Below are 18,084 nucleotides of genomic sequence, written 5' to 3' on the forward strand. Positions count from 1 at the left end.
TGTCGTCATATCAGCCATATAACAGGGTTGCGCAATAAGCTTATTGTTCTGAATTACATTAATTATGCCTAAAACAAGGCCGGGAGATCTGGTTATTTTTAACAGTAGCGGAATATCATTTTCCGCTGAATAAGCTATATCTTGTTATTACATATGGTTATAACAAAACAGCATTTCCTATCCTTGCATTTAAGATTAACCTACATGCAACAAAGACCTACCCCGCAGGAGCGAACATGAGCAAAATCTATGCAGATAACTCACTGACCATTGGTAACACTCCGCTGGTTCGCCTGAACCGCGTAAGTAAAGGCAATGTATTAGCTAAAGTTGAAAGCCGTAATCCGAGCTTCAGCGTAAAATGCCGTATCGGCGCAAACCTGATTTGGGATGCAGAGAAAAAAGGCATTCTGAAACCAGGCAAAGAAATTATCGAACCAACCAGCGGCAACACGGGTATCGCTCTGGCATTTGTTGCCGCCTCCCGCGGTTATGGTATTACACTGACCATGCCTGCCACCATGAGCCTTGAACGTCGTAAACTGCTGAAGGCACTGGGGGCAAATCTGGTACTGACCGAAGGCCCGCTGGGGATGAAAGGTGCGATTGCCAAGGCAGAAGAGCTGGTGAACTCGGATCCGGAAAAATACGTTCTGCTGCAACAGTTTGAAAACCCGGCCAACCCTGAAATTCATGAAAAAACCACCGGTCCGGAAATCTGGAATGATACCGATGGTCAGGTTGATGTCGTGGTAGCGGGTGTTGGCACCGGCGGTACCATTACCGGTATCTCCCGTTATATCAAGAAAACTCAGGGTAAACAGATTATCAGTGTGGCGGTAGAACCTGCCGAATCACCGGTGATCAGCCAGAAACTGGCCGGTGAAGAGATCAAACCAGGTCCGCATAAAATTCAGGGTATCGGCGCCGGTTTCATTCCCGGCAACCTCGATTTGTCCCTGCTCGATCGCGTGGAAAAAGTATCCAGTGACGATGCGATTGCCATGGCCCGTCGCCTGATGGAAGAAGAAGGTATTCTGGCAGGTATCAGTTCCGGCGCTGCGGTTGTTGCCGCAAACCGTCTGGCAGAACTGCCTGAGTTCGCAGATAAGACAATCGTCGTCATTCTGCCAAGTTCCGGTGAACGTTACCTGTCGAGCGTATTGTTCCAGGGTATTTTCACTGAACAGGAACTGCAGTCCTGAGTTTCGCTCCGGTTGCCTTACATTAAAAGCACGCTGCGGCGTGCTTTTTTTATTCTATTCTCCCCTACTTTTACTCAACTAGCGGTCTTTTCTTAGGCTGAAAAGCAAAAGAGTAACTCTTTGGTTAACGAAGCAGCTGGATCCGTACTACAACTCGTTATTTTATCAATAACATCTCGGTAACATTATGCAAAAAGTCGCGTTTTAATATGCAAAATCGTTTATCTCAGCAGCAGGTCGATGGTATCCTTAGCTCGCTCGACAATATGGATTTATTTAATTTGGGGTGAACAAATGTACGAGAAGTCTGTACTGATTACTGCTGAAAACGGTCTGCACACACGTCCTGCAGCTCAATTCGTTAAAGAAGCAAAAGAATTTCAAAGCGAAGTAACCGTGATCAGCGGTGGTAAAACTGCCAGCGCCAAGAGCCTGTTCAAACTGCAAACTCTGGGTCTGACCAAAGGCACTACCATCACTATCCGCGCTGAAGGCAGTGATGAGCAGAAAGCTGTTGATAAACTGGTTGCACTGATGGACGAGCTGGAATAATCCGGCTCTTTCTGTTTTTGCACTTTTTTTATCCCTATTAACACAACATAGGTACGGCTATGATCTCTGGTATCCTGGCATCACCTGGCGTTGCATATGCCAAGGCCCTGGTGCTGAAAGAACAACACATTGTTATCAATCAGGCTCCTATCTCCTCCTCTCAGGTTGATAGCGAAGTAGCTCGTTTTTACGAAGCCCGCACTAAGTCTGCGCACCAATTGGAAGCCATCAAAGAAATGGCGGGTAAGACTTTCGGTGAAGAGAAAGAGGCTATTTTCGAAGGTCATATCATGCTGCTCGAGGACGAAGAACTCGAACAGGATATCCTGACCCTGATCCGTGATGAAATGTTTAGTGCGGACCGCGCTATTCATCAGGCTATCGAGCAATATGCTTCCATGATGGCTGAACTGGATGACCCATACCTGCGTGAACGTGCAACCGACTTCCGTGACATCGGCAGCCGTCTGATTAAAAACGTTCTGGGTATGGAAATTGTTAACCTGAGCACTATCGATGAAGAAGTGATTCTGGTTGCTAACGATCTGACTCCATCAGAGACTGCCCAGATCAACCTGAACTACGTACGTGGTTTCGTAACCGATATCGGCGGCCGTACCTCTCATACCTCTATCATGGCGCGTTCACTGGAACTGCCAGCGATTGTTGGTACTAACGATATTACCAAGCAAGTACAAAGCGGTGATTTCCTGATCCTGGACGCGATCCACAATCAGGTACATATCAATCCGTCAGAAGAAGTACTGGCACAAACCAAAGCGGCTCAGGCTAAATTCCTGGCTGAGAAAGCTGAACTGGCTAAACTGCGTGAACTGCCAGCGACCACTCCTGATGGTCACCAGGTAGAAGTCTGTTCTAACATTGGCACCGTGAAAGATATGGATGGTGCACACCGTAATGGTGCGGAAGGTGTTGGTCTGTACCGTACCGAATTCCTCTTCATGGATCGTGATGCACTGCCATCAGAAGAAGAACAGTTCCAGGCTTACAAAGAAGTGGCTGAAGCCATGCCTGATAAGCCAATCATTGTCCGCACCATGGATATCGGTGGCGACAAAGAACTGCCTTACATGAAGTTTCCGAAAGAGATGAACCCGTTCCTGGGCTGGCGTGCTGTGCGTATCTTCTTCGATCGCAAAGACATCATGCATACCCAGCTGCGTGCGATTCTGCGTGCATCCAAATTCGGTAAACTGCGCATCATGTTCCCGATGATTATCGGCGTTGAAGAATTCCGTTCACTGAAAGCTGAACTGGAAGAGCTGAAAGCGGATCTGCGCGCTCAGGGCATTCCGTTCGATGAAAGCATCGAAGTCGGTATCATGGTGGAAACACCTGCTGCAGCGGTCATGGCTCGTCATCTGGCGAAAGAAGCAGACTTCTTCAGTATCGGTACCAACGATCTGACCCAGTACACTCTGGCGGTTGACCGTGGTAACGAGATGATTTCCCGTCTGTATAACCCGCTGTCACCTGCGGTACTGAACCTGATCAAACAGGTTATTGACGCTTCTCATGCCGAAGGTAAATGGACCGGTATGTGTGGTGAACTGGCCGGTGACGAACGCGCTACCGTGCTGCTGCTGGGTATGGGTCTGGATGAGTTCTCAATGAGTGCTATCTCTATCCCACGCGTGAAGCAACTGGTTCGTAACACCAGCTTCGCTGATGCGAAAGCACTGGCAGATCGCGCACTGGCAGCGGCAACAGCTGCTGAAGTTGAAGCGATTGTGGACGACTACTTTGTGAAGAACGAAGCCGTCTGATAGAATCGTATTGATCAACATTATAATTCAGGAGCTAACCCATGGGCTTTTTTGATTTTCTGAAGAAGATGGTCTCTTCTGACAACAGCGCAGCTGATACCGCTGGTATCGAAATTTTTGCGCCGCTGTCTGGTGAGATTGTACCGATTGAAGATGTACCGGATGTGGTTTTCGCTGAGAAAATCGTTGGTGACGGTATTGCTATCAAGCCAACCGGCAACAAAATGGTTGCTCCGTGTGATGGCGTGATTGGTAAAATCTTCGAAACTAACCACGCATTCTCTCTGGAATCTGATACCGGTATCGAACTGTTTGTTCACTTCGGTATTGATACTGTTGAGCTGAAAGGCCAGGGCTTTACCCGCATCGCGCAGGAAGGCCAACAGGTCAAGAAAGGCGACACTATCATTGAGTTCGATCTGGCATTCCTGCAAAGCAATGCAAAATCAACTCTGACTCCAGTTGTTATTTCTAACATGGATGACGTGAAATCACTGACCAAACTGTCTGGTCCTGTGACTCTGGGTGAAACCCCGGTACTGCGCATCAAGAAATAAGAACCCTTCGGGTTACCAGAAAAGCCGGCTGAAAATGCCGGCTTTTTTTATTCGTTCAATTCCCGCTTGTTGATATTCTCTGCCCGCTGTTTGCAGTATTTGCAGATACAAAAAAACCCTCCAGGGAGGGTTTTGATAACACGAAAAGATAAAACTTACGCCATCAGAAACTCACGCAGCTTCGCAAAATCTGCCGGCATGAAAGCAGACAGCAGCGGCAGATCTGCACGATCAGCCAGCGCTTTCGGCAATGGCAGTTCGATATTCAGGATCTCTTCCACGCTTTCTTTGAATTTTGCCGGATGTGCTGTACACAGGAAAATACCGACTTCATCAGCAGCCAGCTGAGATTGCAGTACATCCCACGCGATCACGCCGTGTGGCTCGCACAGATAGCCTGCTGCATACAGTTTTTTCAGGCTAGCGCGGGTTTCTTCATCAGTACGGGCCGCATAACCCAGTTCTTTCAGATCCCAGCCTTTCACCTTGAACAGCTCTTCAACACGAGGCCAGTTGTTAGGGCGGCTGACATCCATTGCATTCGACAGCGTCGGCACGGTTTCTTTAGGAGCCCAGGTACCTTCTGCCAGATAACGTGGCACCGTATCGTTGGCATTAGTTGCCACGATGAAGCGCTTAACTGGCAGTCCCAGCGCCTTGGCAATCAGACCTGCAGTCAGGTTACCGAAGTTGCCGGACGGAACAGCAATCACCGCCTGTTCACGCTGTGCTTTTGGCAACTGGGCGATTGCTTCAAAGTAGTAGCAGATCTGTGCAGCCAGACGGCTGATATTGATGGAGTTTGCAGAGTTCAGACCGATCGTTTTTTTCAGCTCTTCATCATCAAATGCATTTTTTACCATCGCCTGACAGTCATCAAAGGTGCCTTTAATGGCGATAGTGCGGATGTTACCACCCAGTGTGCAGAACAGTTTTTCCTGCAGCGGGCTGATCTTGCCTTCCGGATACAGAATGACAACTTCGATATTCGGCAAACCATAGAAAGCATGCGCTACGGCGGCACCGGTATCACCGGAAGTCGCTGTCAGGATGGTGATCTTCTCGCCATTGCTGAAGGCGGTCAGACATTGCGCCATGAAGCGGCCACCAAAGTCTTTGAATGCCAGCGTTGGGCCGTGGAACAGTTCCAGCGCATAGGTGTTATCAGCAACTTTTGCCAGCGGAGCCGGGAAAGAGAACGCCGTCGCCACCATCTCCTGCAGTTTTTCCGAAGACAGTTCATCACCGATCAAATGCTTCAGGATAGCCACAGAACGTTCAACCAGCGGTTTATCCAGCAGCGCATCCACATCGGCTAACGGTGCGATCTGCTCTGGGAAGAACAGACCCTGACCGCGGCCCAGCCCCTGTTTTACGGCCTGAGCAAAGCTGACCTGTTCTGAATGATCCTTGATGTTGTAAAGCTTCATAGTCCTTGTCCTGTAATTTGAGTTCCCTGGCGATCGATTTTGCACACATGGCAGAAACCATCTTCATTCTGGATGAAGTTGGCTTCCAGCCAATCTTTCATGCGTAACGCCTGTTGTTTATCTGTCATTGCAATAAAGACGGTTGGGCCTGAACCGGAGATGCCGGTCGCCAGCGCGCCTGACATGGCTGCATGCTGACGTACTTCGTTGAATTTCGGAATCAATGCCTGACGATATGGCTCAGCAATAACGTCTTTCAGCATTGCTGAAGCCAGTTTCTCCTGACCGGTGTGGCTGGCATGCACAAACGCAGCCAGACGACGGCCATAGGTCAGACAATCGCTGCGGCGGTACTGCGCAGGCAGAATAGCGCGCGCTTCCGCAGTGGAAATGCTGATGCCCGGATAGCAGGCAACCCAGTACCAGTTATCAAAGGTCGGCACTGACTGGCTGATCACGCCTTCTTCTTCGATCATCAGCTGCAGGCCGCCCAGATAGCATGGCGCCACGTTATCATAATGGACAGAACCGGAAATCTGACCTTCCAGCTCGCCCATCAGCAGTAATGCTTCGTTCTGATCCAGCGCATAATCATGGAAGGCATTCAGTGCGGCTAATGCGGCCACAATACTGGAAGCACTGGAGCCCAGTCCTGAACCGATAGGCAGATTTTTTTCCAGTACCATGCGCAGCGGTTTAACGCTTAAACCACGTTTTTTCAGTGCGGCGGCATAACCCAGATAGCAATCGTAAACGATGTTCTTTTCTGCTTCTGCCGGCAATTTATGCGAAAAACGGCCTTTGCAGCTTAGCGCAAACGGGGCGTCGTGATCGGCCACTTCAACCCGGTCTCCCAGCAGCGCACCATCGATAGGTGCCAGAGCGGCACCTAATACGTCAAAACCAACGCTAACGTTACCAATAGAGGCCGGAGCATATGCTACTACGGTCATGGAGTTATACCTCTTGCTTCCAGTTCAGAGTACGCAGCACATCCGCGAATACGCCGGCTGCGGTCACTTCAGTGCCCGCACCGTAACCGCGCAAGACCAAAGGAATCGGTTGATAATAAGTGGAGAAGAACGCCAGCGCGTTTTCACCATCTTTCACTTTGTATAACGGATCGTTTTCGTCCACTTCTTTGATCGCAACTTTGCACTGACCGTTTTCGATGCTGCCAACATAACGCAGCACTTTACCTTCGGCTTTCGCCGCGGCAACGCGCTCACGGAACCAGGCATCGGCTTCCGGCAGACGCTTGATAAACTCTTCGGTAGAACCTGTTGCATCGAATCCCGGTGGCAGAGCCTGTTCAACGACGACATCGCTCAGCTCCAGCGGCATACCGGCCTCACGGGCCAGAATCAGCAGCTTACGGGCCACGTCCATACCACTTAAATCATCACGCGGATCCGGTTCGGTGAAACCGTTGCCTTTGGCAGTCAGAGTGGCTTCGGAGAAACTACAGCCTTCATCCAGCTTACCGAAAATGAATGACAGCGAACCGGACAGAATACCGTTAAAGGCCTGTAGTTTATCACCAGCCTTGATCAGATTCTGCAGGTTTTCGATAACCGGCAGACCTGCACCCACGTTGGTTTCATACAGGAATTTACGACGGGTAACCTGAGCGGTACGACGCAGTTCACGGTAGTACTGGATGGAACTGGTGTTGGCTTTTTTGTTCGGTGTGACCACATGGAAACCGGCGGCCAGGAAGTCGGCATACTGATTCGAGATATTCTCGTCAGAAGTACAATCCACAATCACCGGGTTGATCAGATGGCTGTCATCCACTAACTGCTTGATTGCCTGCAGATTAAAACGTTCTGTCGCTTTTTCGAGAGCTTCCTGCCAGTTGTTCAGATCCAGTCCGTCCTTCGACAGCGCCATCTTGCGGGAGTTAGCCAGGCCAACCACGCGCAGACCGATACCCTGCTTGCTCAGCACCGCCTGCTGGCGACGAATTTGCTGCAGCAAGGCACCGCCAACACCACCCAGACCAACCAGGATGATATCGATGAATTGCTGAGTGCCAAACAGGTTCTGGTGACAGGCTTTGATCGCTTCAGTCACTTTCTTGTTGCCCACAACCGCAGAGATAGAACGTTCGCTGGACCCCTGAGAGATCGCAACGATGTTGATGGCAGCCTGAGCCAGCGATGTGAAGAAGCGGGCTGCGATCCCTTTCATGGTACGCATGCCATCACCGACCAGTGACAGAATCGCCAGATCATGACGGATTTCGATCTCTTCCAGCAGACCGGCTTGCAGTTCCAGTTCAAACTCCTGATTCAGCACTTTCAGTGCTTTCTCGGCATCATAAGTATGGATACAGAAGCTGATGCTGTATTCGGAAGAAGCCTGGGTGATCAGTACTACGGATACACCGGCACGGGAAACTGCAGTAAACATACGACCAGCCATGCCAACCATGCCCTTCATGCCAGGACCACTGACGTTGATCATAGAGATACCGGACAGATCAGAGATCCCTTTCACCGGATATTGATCGTCGCCGTGATCAGCGCTGATCAACGTGCCCTCACCCTGTGGGTTGAAGGTATTTTTGATCAGGCATGGAATATGGAAACGGGCGATAGGAGCGATAGTACGTGGATGAAGAACCTTGGCACCGAAGTAAGAAAGTTCCATCGCTTCTTTATAAGACATGCGTTTCAGCAGTACCGCATCCGGCACCAGACGCGGGTCGCAGCTGTAAACGCCGTCCACGTCAGTCCAGATTTCACAGCAGTCTGCGTTGACACAAGCTGCCAGCACTGCGGCAGAATAGTCAGAACCGTTACGGCCCAGCAGTACCAGTTCACCTTTAGCGTTACCACCGGTGAACCCCGCCATCAGATACACATGACCTTCATTGACCGGCTGCGCAGCAAAACGGGCACGGGAAGCATCGATATCGACGTGAGATTCAAGGAAACTGCCTTCAGCCAGCAGCATTTCAACCGGGTTGATCAACGTGACTTTTTCACCACGCGCCAGTAACAGTTGTTCCATGCAAGCAATGGATAAGGCTTCGCCACGGCTCAGAATCAGCGCCTGTACACTGTCAGGGCACTGGTTCAGCAACTGGATACCCTGCATTTTGCTGCGGATGGTGCCCAGTTCCTGCTGCAGACGCTGCATTAACTGTTCGTCAGCCAGATTGGCATAACGCGCTTTCAGTCCGGTGATCAGACGGGTGAAAATACCTTCGATTTCCGCCAGCGTCGCGCTGGCATCCTCACCTTTGCTGGTCTGAGCAACCAGTGCTACCAGCAGGTTAGTCACCTTGGCCGGTGCGGATAACACCAATGCCACCTGAACCTGTTGCTGATTGTTCACAACGATATCGGAGACCCGTAGGAATCTTTCCGCATCGGCCAGTGAAGAACCACCAAACTTAAGTACACGCATATACCTCTCCCTGTAACGAAAAAGCCCGTACCTGGTTAGGGGACGGGCTTCGTGAATTTTTTCTGTTATTCGTGCATCAGCCCGCGCCAGTACCACCAATTGTGGTGCCGGTAATGATAATAATTGTGCGGGTAGCAATAATAGACAGCATAATCGGACTTCGGATAAAAAGTGACATAGCAATACCGGATCAGGTGCATGGCTGTCAACAAAATTCTGTCACAATCCATTCTTTCAGGCTATTCACAATCGCTGAAACGCCTATTTGTTCTGCGTCGCGGCATGTATTGTTAATAACATTGAAAAAACAGATCTACTGTCATATGAATGCAGCAAATATGTTAAAATCAGAACAATTTCATTTACCACAGAGAATTTCCATGCAAACACCACAGATCTTGATCGTTGAGGACGAGCTCGTTACGCGGAATACGCTGAAAAGTATTTTTGAAGCGGAAGGCTATCATGTTCTGGAAGCCAGCAATGGTGATGAAATGCACCATACACTGGCAAACCAGCGAGTCGATCTGGTGATCATGGATATTAATCTGCCAGGCAAGAATGGTTTATTACTGGCCCGCGAAATTCGTGAAAAAGGCGAAATGGGGCTGATATTCCTGACCGGCCGGGATAACGATGTGGATCGTATTCTGGGTCTGGAAATCGGTGCCGATGACTACATCACCAAACCATTCAATCCGCGCGAGCTGACTATCCGTGCCCGTAACCTGCTGGGCCGTACCCTGCGTGGCGAACCAGCGGAAGAACCGGTCGCCGGAAATGTCACTGCCTATCGTTTCAATGGCTGGACGCTGGATATCAACAGCCGCTCGCTGATCAATCCGTCCAATGTAGCTTATCGTCTGCCTCGTTCCGAGTTCCGTGCCTTGCTGCACTTCTGTGAACATCCGGGACAGATCCAGACCCGGGCCGACCTGCTGCTGAAAATGACCGGTCGCGAACTGAAGCCTCATGATCGTACTGTGGATGTCACCATTCGTCGTATTCGCAAGCATTTCGAGGATTACCCAGACACACCGGAACTGATCACCACCATCCATGGTGAGGGGTATCGTTTTTGTGCTGATCTCGAGCAAGAAACCAACGCTTAGTTAAATTTTGTTAAGCAAACAAACAAAAAGGCCAACCTGTGTTGGCCTTTTTGTTTTCTGCGCGCTAGATTGGCACAAATTAAGGTATATATGTACCCGTATGCGGATTGAATCGTGTACAACGGGGTTTGCCTAAGAGTGAAAGAACGACGGGAGCCGACATCATGAAGTACTGGTATCTGGCTTACTGCCGCCCGAAAGAAGAAGAGCGGGCAAAGCTGCATTTGCATAATCAGGGGATAGACAGTTATTACCCGCTGGTCCTGACGCGTAAAATCATCCGCGGAAAAATCACGGAAAAAATCGAACCGATGTTTCCGCGCTATCTGTTTATCCATATGGATATCGACGAGTTCTCGCCAATCAAGATCCGTTCTACCCGTGGTATTCATCATATCATCGGTCATGGTTCTCACTGGGATAAAGTGCCTGCAGAACTGGTCTACCAGCTGATGCGCAATGAAGACGATGACGAGTGCCGGAAGGTGGCCAGCCGTTTACCCAAACCTGGTCAGAAAGTCATCATCGACGAAGGTCCATTCAGTGGTCTGCAAGCCATCTATCAGGAACCGGACGGTGAACAACGTTCATTGCTGCTGATCTCCATGCTGAATCAGGACATTCATGGCAGTTTTGCCAACAACTGTTTCCGTTGCGTCACAGACTGACATCCGGATTAGTTCACACCCAGCCATTCAGCAGGCGATATTCTTCCAGCACATAGGTATCCGTCATGCCACTGATAAAATCGAGTAATAATCTGACCCGGTAATACCATTCCTGTTCGGCAAGACGCTGAAAAAAGGGATCCGCTATTTCCGTGGCGCGCTGATATGCAGCTACGTGCCGGCGGGACAAGCGGTGACACAGACGCAACGCATGCTGATAGCGGTGATGCCCTTCGCCATTAATTAATTGCCGGAACACCGGCGCCGGCAACATCAATAACTCGCTGTATGTCTGCAGAACACCCCGGACGGCGGCATAACCGGACAGTTCCAGTTTTTCCACTTCCCGCTGACCAAAAATCGATTGCCGGGCCAGCTGTTTCAGCACATTCAATACGGTAATCGCCGGATGTTCGCGTTCCAGCAGATGCCCGACAAAACGACCGGCCAGAATATCCGCCTTATGCTGTAAATAGGATTCCGCTGCCAGTTGCACCCAGTCATTGGTCAATAAATAACGCAACCGGGGAAAGAATCCCTGTTCATCCTGCAAGGCATCATCCAGCAAAGGTTGCAGGTAAGTTCTGGTACCATCATCAATCTGCCGGGTCAGAAATCGCAATACGTCATCAATGGTCAGCAGATGACGATCCACTGCATCATCCACATCGGCAATGCTGTATGAAATATCATCGGCTGCTTCCATGATGAAGACCAGCGGATGACGGACACCGGCGGGCAGTTGCAGTACCTCGCGGATGCGGTTGATCAGCGGACGCTCACTGATGAAAACGCCTATCTTGCCGTCCAGCGCGATCACGGATTCATCAATGACCCGGGGATATTTAATAATGCAGGCCAGCTGACTCAGCGTCAGGTTCAGCCGTTGCAGTGAGTGTACCAGACGCAGACTCTGTGCATTTCCGTCAAAACTGCAAAGATCCGGCGCCAGCACTTTCTGCCATTGCTCGCTGGGCGCCGCGGCCAGTGAAGCAACGAACAGGCTATCCAGTTCATCATGCAGCCATTCCCGCAGCACAGCTTCACCAAAATGACCAAACGGCGGGTTGCCGACGTCGTGCAGCAAGCAGGACATTTCGATCAGATTGGTAACGGCCTGTTCTGGCCAGGCGGAGGATTTCATTTGCCGGATCGCAAAGATAATCTGACGACCGGCCTGCTGAACTTCCAGCGAATGCGTCAGCCGGCTGCGGACCGAGGCTTTGACATCCAGCGGAAACACTTGTGTTTTCTGCTGCAACCGCCGGACCGGCGCACTCTGCACGATCCGGGTTCGATCCAGTTCCGTCGCCGCCAGTAAAGACTGCGGTTCTGCCAGATAATAACGTTCAGGCTGAAGCAAATGCTGATAATGCAACATGAACCGGTTCCTTCAGTAATGACGGTTATCCCTGCAGACCATCCACCTGCGAGCGTTGCAGTTGCAACCATTCACGCAGGCGGTCCAGATCGCCCTGATACTCCGCACTGATGCTATCCACCCAGTCGTGAATATTTTCCTGCCATGCCGGCAAATCAGGCGATTGAGCCTGTTGTGCCAGCTGATAAATACGTTTCAGACCAATCGCCCCGGCAGCACTTTTTATCTTGTGCGCTTCTTCCACAGTCCCCTGCTTATCCTTCGCCATCAGCGCACTGTTAAGAATACTCAGATATTCCGGCATTGACTGTTCAAACAGATCGATCGCAGAGAGCATCACATCACAACCCACGACACTGGTAAAATCCTGCAAAAATACAATATCCAGCACGTGTTTTTCCTGTGTATCAACGACCGGCGCAATCGGCAATGCACAACCCACAAACAGCTCATTCAGTGTCTTGCGCAGATTGCCCAGTGCCAGCGGTTTACCAATCACCGACTGCATACCATGCTGCTGATACTGCCGCGGATCATTGACTAGGTTGGCCGTCAGTGCGACCAGTGGCGGCAACTGCTCAGGATAACGCCGGTGCAGTTCATCAGCGACATCAAACCCGGTCATATCCGGCAACTGAATATCCAGCAAAACCAGGTCATAACGTTCCGGTTTGAATTTTTCCAGTGCTTCAGTACCGCACATCGCGACATCGACCTGATGTCCGAGTTTATTAAGCATAGCGGTTGCGACCGTGACATTCAGGGCAATATCTTCCACCAGCAGAATACGCAGTGCCGGCAACTCCTGCGCCAGTAGCTCTTCTGTTTCGTCGATCAGGTCATCGGGCAACGCAACCACATCCAGTTCAATCGTGAAACAGGAGCCATGCCCCAGCTCACTGTCCACATGAATCGTGCCGTCCATCGCATCCACCAGCTGCTTGGTGATAGCCAGACCGATGCCGGTACCTACCGCCCGTTTGGTGCCGGGGACCTGATAGTACATCGCAAAAATATTTTCCTGCTCATGTTCAGGAATACCGATCCCGGTGTCTTCGATATCAAAGCGCAGATGCACTTTGTTCTCCGCCGATGGCGATACCTGTACGCCGAACGTGATCCCGCCTTCGGCTGTGAATTTGACCGCATTGCTCAGCACATTCCACAGGATCTGACGCAGACGGGTACCATCGGCAATGATCCAGTGCGGTACATCACCATCAATATCAAAATGCAGATACAGCCCCTTGGCTTCCACCATGAGCGCACTCAGGGTCTGTAAATCCGAGAGCAATAGCCGCAGATCGATTTTACTGTTTGCGATCTTCAGTTTACGGCGCTCGATCTTGTCCAGATCGATAATGTCGTTAAAGATATTACCCAGCGTGACCGCACTCAGATGAATCGTATTCAGATACTGACGCTGCATATCATCCAGCGGTGTATCCAGCAGAATGTGGCTTAATCCTACGACTCCATTTAACGGGGTTCGCAGTTCATGACTGATGGTGGAAATAAAGGTCGTTTTGTCCTGACTGGCTTTTTCCAGTTCGTCCTGGTAGCGCTTATGTTCGGTAATATCACGGCCAAAACCAACTAGCCCCAGCCGTTCTCCGTTGTCAGCAAAGAAAGGGACCTGGCGCATTTCAAAACAGGCGCGGCGGCCGTCCGGATAAGGAAACCACAGCTCATAGGTAATCGGCTGATTCTTTTCGAAAACTTCCCGATCCCGGCTGATGATTTGCTCCGCCATCTGCGGTTCGTAAACACCATATGGCGTGCGACCAATAATGTCGCTGCGGCTGCGGCCAAGCAAGGTTTCCAGTGCCCGGTTACAGCTTAAAAACTCTTCCCGTTCATTACGGTAAAAAACCAGATCGGGGGAGCTGTCGAGAAAAGAACGCAGCAAGGCACTCTGCTCTTCCAGCTCTTTTTGCGCCTTTTCGCGCTGGATGGCCTCTGCTTCCAGCTCACTCAGCACCCGTAACCGGGCTGCTTCCGCCCGCCGGGTTTCTTCAATCTGATTATTCATCTGGCTGATGTTGCTACGCAGACGCTGGTTCAGCGCCTGATCACGCTCCCGCATCACCTGCAGCTTATGCACCATATCAGTCAGACGACGCCGGGAATCCTCCAGCTCATCAATCACCGCCGTCAGGAAATAGGCGGCCCAGGGGGTCACCAGTAGACCAAAGAAAACGGAACGCACCAGATCGACAACATCCACCACACCGCGTAACAGCAGTGTTATGGTGCCCTGAATGACGACCGCGATAGAAATAATGCAGAAGGCCAGCAGCAGACTGAACCGGATGATACCGATGCGGGTGATCCAGTCTACGTACAGCTGTACCCAGGTTTTGATTTGACGCATTGCCCTGTCCTGTGGCGAAAAAACCAAGCAGGATCAGCATAGCGGGTTATCAGGGAGCTTCCTAGCCCGGAAACCGAAAGGGTTGACCTAATGCACTACCCTGCGGACCCAATTGTTCCAAATGACGGTAAATATCCAGCATGACACCCCAGCGACGCTCGCACCACTCCGGTGCCAGCAGGGTTGGTCGTCGGGCGGTTGCCGTCACCCGGTGATAAACCACTTCCGGTGGTGTATGCCGGATCATGTTCGCCGCTATCTCGGCATATTCTTGCTGCGACAAGGTCGGTAAACGTCCGGCACGCCAGGCTTTGGCCATGGTACTGCCTTCCACCACATGCAGCGGATGCAGTTTGATGCCATCAGTCCCGGTCGCCACCACCTGCTGCAAGGTGGCTAAGCACTCATCCTTGCCCTCGCCCGGTAATCCCACAATCAGATGCGTACAGATCTTCAGATTTCTGGCTCTGGCCCGTTCAACGGCATCGGCGTAAGCGCTGTAATCATGACCGCGGTTGATACGCTTCAGGGTATCCGCATGCGCACTTTGCAAACCCAGTTCCAGCCAGATTTCAAATCCCTGCTGCTGATAACTGCTCAGCAGGTCGAGCACTGCGTCAGGAACACAGTCCGGACGTGTTCCCACGCAGAGTCCGACCATGTCCGCAACCTGCAGTGCTTCTTCATACATTTTTTGCAGATAGGCCACTTCGGCATAGGTACTGGTATAGGCCTGAAAATAGGCCAGATAGCGCCGGGCCCGGGCGATTTCATCCTTGCGGGCTGCCAGCTGTTCGCAGATCGATAGCTGCTGACTATGCTCATCCGCAAATGAAGCCACGTTGCAGAAAGTACAGCCACCCTTCCCCAGTGTGCCGTCCCGGTTCGGGCAGGTGAACGCACCATGCAATGTCAGTTTATGGATCTTCTCACCGTAACGATGCTGCAGATCCTGACCAAAGGTATTCACCAAAAGATGTATATGCATGACGACTCCCGAAATTAAGCGGCGCTATTGTAAGGGAAAAGCACCGCTGCCGCATCGTGGTGACTCGTCACATTGCATGGATCTTGCTATGATCAGTGACAATATTTATTTGCCATAGCCGCATGGCGGACTCTTCGAGGTAGTGATGAAAATAGGAATCATCGGCGCAATGGAGCCGGAAATTGCCATTTTACGGGACCAGATCAACAACCGTGAAACACTGACTATCGCCGGTTGCGAATTTTATCGCGGTGAGCTGGCTGGTCATGACGTGATCCTGACCCGTTCCGGTATCGGCAAAGTTGCCGCCAGTATCGCCACTACCATTCTGCTGGATCGCTTTGAGCCGGACTGTGTGATCAATACTGGTTCCGCCGGCGGTTTTGATCCGGAACTGCGGGTCGGCGACGTCGTGATTTCCGATGAAGTCCGTCACCATGACGTGAACGTGACCGCGTTTGGCTATGAACCTGGCCAGTTGCCGCAACAACCGGCTGCCTTCATTTCTGACAGCAAGCTGATTGACGTGGCCAGACAGGTCATGCATCAGTTGCCGGAGCTGCAAAGCCGCATCGGTCTGATCTGTACCGGTGATCAGTTCATGTGCGATCCGGAGCATATCGAGCAGGTACGCCAGACCTTCCCGGATATGATGGCAGCAGAGATGGAAGCGGCTGCTATTGCGCAGGTTTGTCACCAGTTCAAGGTGCCGTTTGTCGTGATCCGCTCACTGTCGGATATCGCTGGTACCGAGTCGCCAAGTACCTTTGAAGAGTACCTGGAAATCGCGGCGAAAAACTCCTCCGCCATGATCGTGGCGATGTTAAAGCAACTCTGATAATCCCCGGGCCGGCAGCCAATGCCGGCCCGGATTGTATTTGCTGGACGGTTCACCTATGTCAATCCGGTTCCCACGTTTACTATCCTGGCTGTTATTGTGGCTGCCAATGTCCGCACTGGCGACACCGCAACGGATTGTCAGCCTGACACCCCACATCACCGAGATGCTCTATGCCATTGGCGCCGGCGCGCAGGTTGTCGCCACTGATCAGGCCAGTGACTATCCGGAAGAAGTGAAAAAACTACCCAAAGTGGCGAATTATCAGAGCCTGAATAGTGAAAGCCTGCTGATGGCAAAACCGGATCTGGTGATTGCCTGGGGCTCGACACAGGCGCTGATGCAGCAACAGATAACGGCACTGGGTATTCCGCTATTGTTGCTTGAATCGCAGCAACTGGATGACTTACCGAAAGAACTGCGCTTGCTGGGCGAACGAACCGGCCATGCTGCACAGGCAGAGCAGCTTGCCGCGCAGATAGCGGACAAATTCGACTTCTACCGCCGGCAAAACCAGCAACGCCCTAAAATCAAAGTTTTCTATCAGCTCTGGTACCCGCCATTGACCACGGTGGCCAACGGTTCCTATATCCAGGAAATCATGACCTTGTGCGGCGCCGAAAACCCGTTTGCTGACAGTAAGGCCCCTTATCCGCAGCTCAGCGAAGAATCCGTCCTGGCAGCAGATCCTCAAATCATCTTTGCCACCCAGCATGGCAGTGATCTGAAACACTGGCTGAAATGGCCACAACTGACTGCGGTTAAACAACAGCATTTATACCTGTTGAAGGCAGACTGGTTACACCGGTTATCTCCCCGGCTCTTGCTGGGCATTGAACAGATGTGTCACAAGATCGATGATGTGGTGAAAACACAGAAATAATCAAAACTGCCGATTGAGCCGCGTTAACATAATATTTACAATCGCAGCCCTGAAAACCATTAGCAGCCGAGAGCATTATGCAGCCTTCGTTTATTGATAATTTGATCTTCTTTTTCGATCTGCTGGGAACCGTGGTCTTTGCGTTTTCCGGTGTGCTGGTCGCCGGCCGGCTGAAAATGGATATCATCGGCGTATTGGTTTTGGCTGCAGTGACCTCCATCGGCGGCGGTACCATCCGTGATCTGCTGATTGGCGCCACACCGGTCTTCTGGATCAAGGACTCGCATTATCTGCTGACCATCGCCCTGACCGCTATCGCGGGTATGGGGATTGCCCGGATACAGCATCGTTTCCCCTGGTATCTGTTACCACTGTTGGATGCGGTCGGTCTTGCCCTGTTCGTGGTGATCGGGGCACAAAAAGCCCTGAGCTACGGCACTTCTGGTGTCATCGCCGTCATCATGGGCTGTATTACCGGTGTTGCCGGTGGTGTGGTACGCGATATTCTGGCCGGAGAAATTCCGATGGTATTGCGTAAAGAGGTCTATGTGACTGCCTGCATCCTGAGCGGCTCAATCTACGTCATTTTGCTGAATCTTGGACTGGGTCATGTTGCCGCCATGTTTGCCAGCATGCTGAGCCTGCTGTGTGTGCGGGTGCCGGCCATTTTCCTGCATTTATCACTGCCGACCTTCCATCTTGGTAAAGACGAATAATCAGGCGGCGGAGAGCTAAAACAACGAACTTTTCCTAAATTTTGCATAACAAAAAGGCCCGTCTCATCGAGACGGGCCTTTTTATTTGGTGGAGCTACGCGGGATCGAACCGCGGACCTCTTGCATGCCATGCAAGCGCTCTCCCAGCTGAGCTATAACCCCGAAATTCGGTATGT

Annotated in this window: 15 protein-coding genes and 1 tRNA gene; 9 read left to right on the forward strand and 7 right to left on the reverse strand. The window is 51.3% G+C overall.

Annotated elements, in window-relative coordinates; genetic code table 11:
• Window positions 1–236 precede the first annotated feature (236 nt).
• The 4 genes from cysK to crr all read left to right on the forward strand — a co-directional run bounded on the left by cysK (window position 237) and on the right by crr (window position 4,101).
• On the forward strand, window positions 237–1,205 hold the full coding sequence (cysK, locus tag HNR75_RS00665; RefSeq protein WP_188025093.1) for a cysteine synthase A: 969 nt from the start codon (window positions 237–239) through the stop codon (window positions 1,203–1,205).
• A 294-nt stretch (window positions 1,206–1,499) separates the two neighbouring features.
• Window positions 1,500–1,757 (forward strand): HPr family phosphocarrier protein, encoded by a 258-nt coding sequence (locus tag HNR75_RS00670; protein ID WP_188025094.1) that lies wholly within the window; start codon window positions 1,500–1,502, stop codon window positions 1,755–1,757.
• Window positions 1,758–1,816: 59 nt separating this feature from the next.
• The gene (gene ptsI, locus HNR75_RS00675; protein WP_188025095.1) at window positions 1,817–3,544 is read left to right on the forward strand and encodes a phosphoenolpyruvate-protein phosphotransferase PtsI; all 1,728 of its coding nucleotides are present in this window, start codon (window positions 1,817–1,819) and stop codon (window positions 3,542–3,544) included.
• 41 nt (window positions 3,545–3,585) lie between these two features.
• On the forward strand, window positions 3,586–4,101 hold the full coding sequence (gene crr, locus HNR75_RS00680; protein ID WP_188025096.1) for a PTS glucose transporter subunit IIA: 516 nt from the start codon (window positions 3,586–3,588) through the stop codon (window positions 4,099–4,101).
• 155 nt (window positions 4,102–4,256) lie between these two features.
• Here the strand turns inward: crr and thrC are convergent, their stop codons facing one another.
• From thrC to thrA, 3 genes are read right to left on the reverse strand one after another with little or no spacing between them, the layout of a single operon-like run.
• Window positions 4,257–5,531: a threonine synthase gene (gene thrC / locus HNR75_RS00685; RefSeq protein ID WP_188025097.1), complete on the reverse strand. Its 1,275-nt coding sequence runs from the start codon at window positions 5,529–5,531 to the stop codon at window positions 4,257–4,259.
• On the reverse strand, window positions 5,528–6,484 hold the full coding sequence (gene thrB / locus HNR75_RS00690) for a homoserine kinase (RefSeq protein ID WP_188025098.1): 957 nt from the start codon (window positions 6,482–6,484) through the stop codon (window positions 5,528–5,530). Before thrB ends, thrC begins: the two co-directional genes overlap by 4 nt.
• Before the next feature lie 4 nt (window positions 6,485–6,488).
• Window positions 6,489–8,948: a bifunctional aspartate kinase/homoserine dehydrogenase I gene (gene thrA / locus HNR75_RS00695; protein ID WP_188025099.1), complete on the reverse strand. Its 2,460-nt coding sequence runs from the start codon at window positions 8,946–8,948 to the stop codon at window positions 6,489–6,491.
• Window positions 8,949–9,328: 380 nt separating this feature from the next.
• On the opposite strand from thrA, the gene arcA reads away from it, so the two are divergent.
• Complete coding sequence (gene arcA / locus HNR75_RS00700; RefSeq protein WP_188025100.1) at window positions 9,329–10,060, forward strand: two-component system response regulator ArcA; 732 nt, start codon at window positions 9,329–9,331, stop codon at window positions 10,058–10,060.
• Window positions 10,061–10,224: 164 nt separating this feature from the next.
• Complete coding sequence (rfaH, locus tag HNR75_RS00705) at window positions 10,225–10,728, forward strand: transcription/translation regulatory transformer protein RfaH (protein ID WP_188025101.1); 504 nt, start codon at window positions 10,225–10,227, stop codon at window positions 10,726–10,728.
• A 13-nt stretch (window positions 10,729–10,741) separates the two neighbouring features.
• On the opposite strand, the gene dgt is transcribed toward rfaH, so the two are convergent.
• From dgt to mnmL, 3 genes are all read right to left on the reverse strand, one after another.
• Entirely contained in the window at window positions 10,742–12,109 is a 1,368-nt protein-coding gene (dgt, locus tag HNR75_RS00710) for a dGTPase (protein ID WP_188025102.1), read from the reverse strand.
• A gap of 25 nt (window positions 12,110–12,134) precedes the next feature.
• The gene (gene arcB, locus HNR75_RS00715) at window positions 12,135–14,483 is read right to left on the reverse strand and encodes an aerobic respiration two-component sensor histidine kinase ArcB (RefSeq protein WP_188025103.1); all 2,349 of its coding nucleotides are present in this window, start codon (window positions 14,481–14,483) and stop codon (window positions 12,135–12,137) included.
• 61 nt (window positions 14,484–14,544) lie between these two features.
• The gene (gene mnmL / locus HNR75_RS00720) at window positions 14,545–15,471 is read right to left on the reverse strand and encodes a tRNA modification radical SAM protein MnmL/YtqA (protein ID WP_188025104.1); all 927 of its coding nucleotides are present in this window, start codon (window positions 15,469–15,471) and stop codon (window positions 14,545–14,547) included.
• Between the two features lie 145 nt (window positions 15,472–15,616).
• Between mnmL and mtnN the strand changes: the two genes are divergently transcribed.
• The 3 genes from mtnN to HNR75_RS00735 all read left to right on the forward strand — a co-directional run bounded on the left by mtnN (window position 15,617) and on the right by HNR75_RS00735 (window position 17,908).
• A complete protein-coding gene (mtnN, locus tag HNR75_RS00725) occupies window positions 15,617–16,309 on the forward strand; it encodes a 5'-methylthioadenosine/S-adenosylhomocysteine nucleosidase (protein WP_188025105.1) in 693 nt (230 codons plus the stop codon).
• Window positions 16,310–16,367: 58 nt separating this feature from the next.
• Window positions 16,368–17,192, forward strand: coding sequence for a cobalamin-binding protein (locus HNR75_RS00730; protein WP_246358658.1), 825 nt, complete (start codon window positions 16,368–16,370; stop codon window positions 17,190–17,192).
• Between the two features lie 77 nt (window positions 17,193–17,269).
• On the forward strand, window positions 17,270–17,908 hold the full coding sequence (locus HNR75_RS00735; RefSeq protein ID WP_188025106.1) for a trimeric intracellular cation channel family protein: 639 nt from the start codon (window positions 17,270–17,272) through the stop codon (window positions 17,906–17,908).
• A gap of 86 nt (window positions 17,909–17,994) precedes the next feature.
• Here the strand turns inward: HNR75_RS00735 and HNR75_RS00740 are convergent.
• Window positions 17,995–18,070 (reverse strand) — tRNA-Ala (locus tag HNR75_RS00740).
• Window positions 18,071–18,084 lie beyond the last annotated feature (14 nt).

Source organism: Tolumonas osonensis (assembly GCF_014202415.1).
Taxonomy (GTDB): Bacteria; Pseudomonadota; Gammaproteobacteria; order Enterobacterales; family Aeromonadaceae; genus Tolumonas; species Tolumonas osonensis.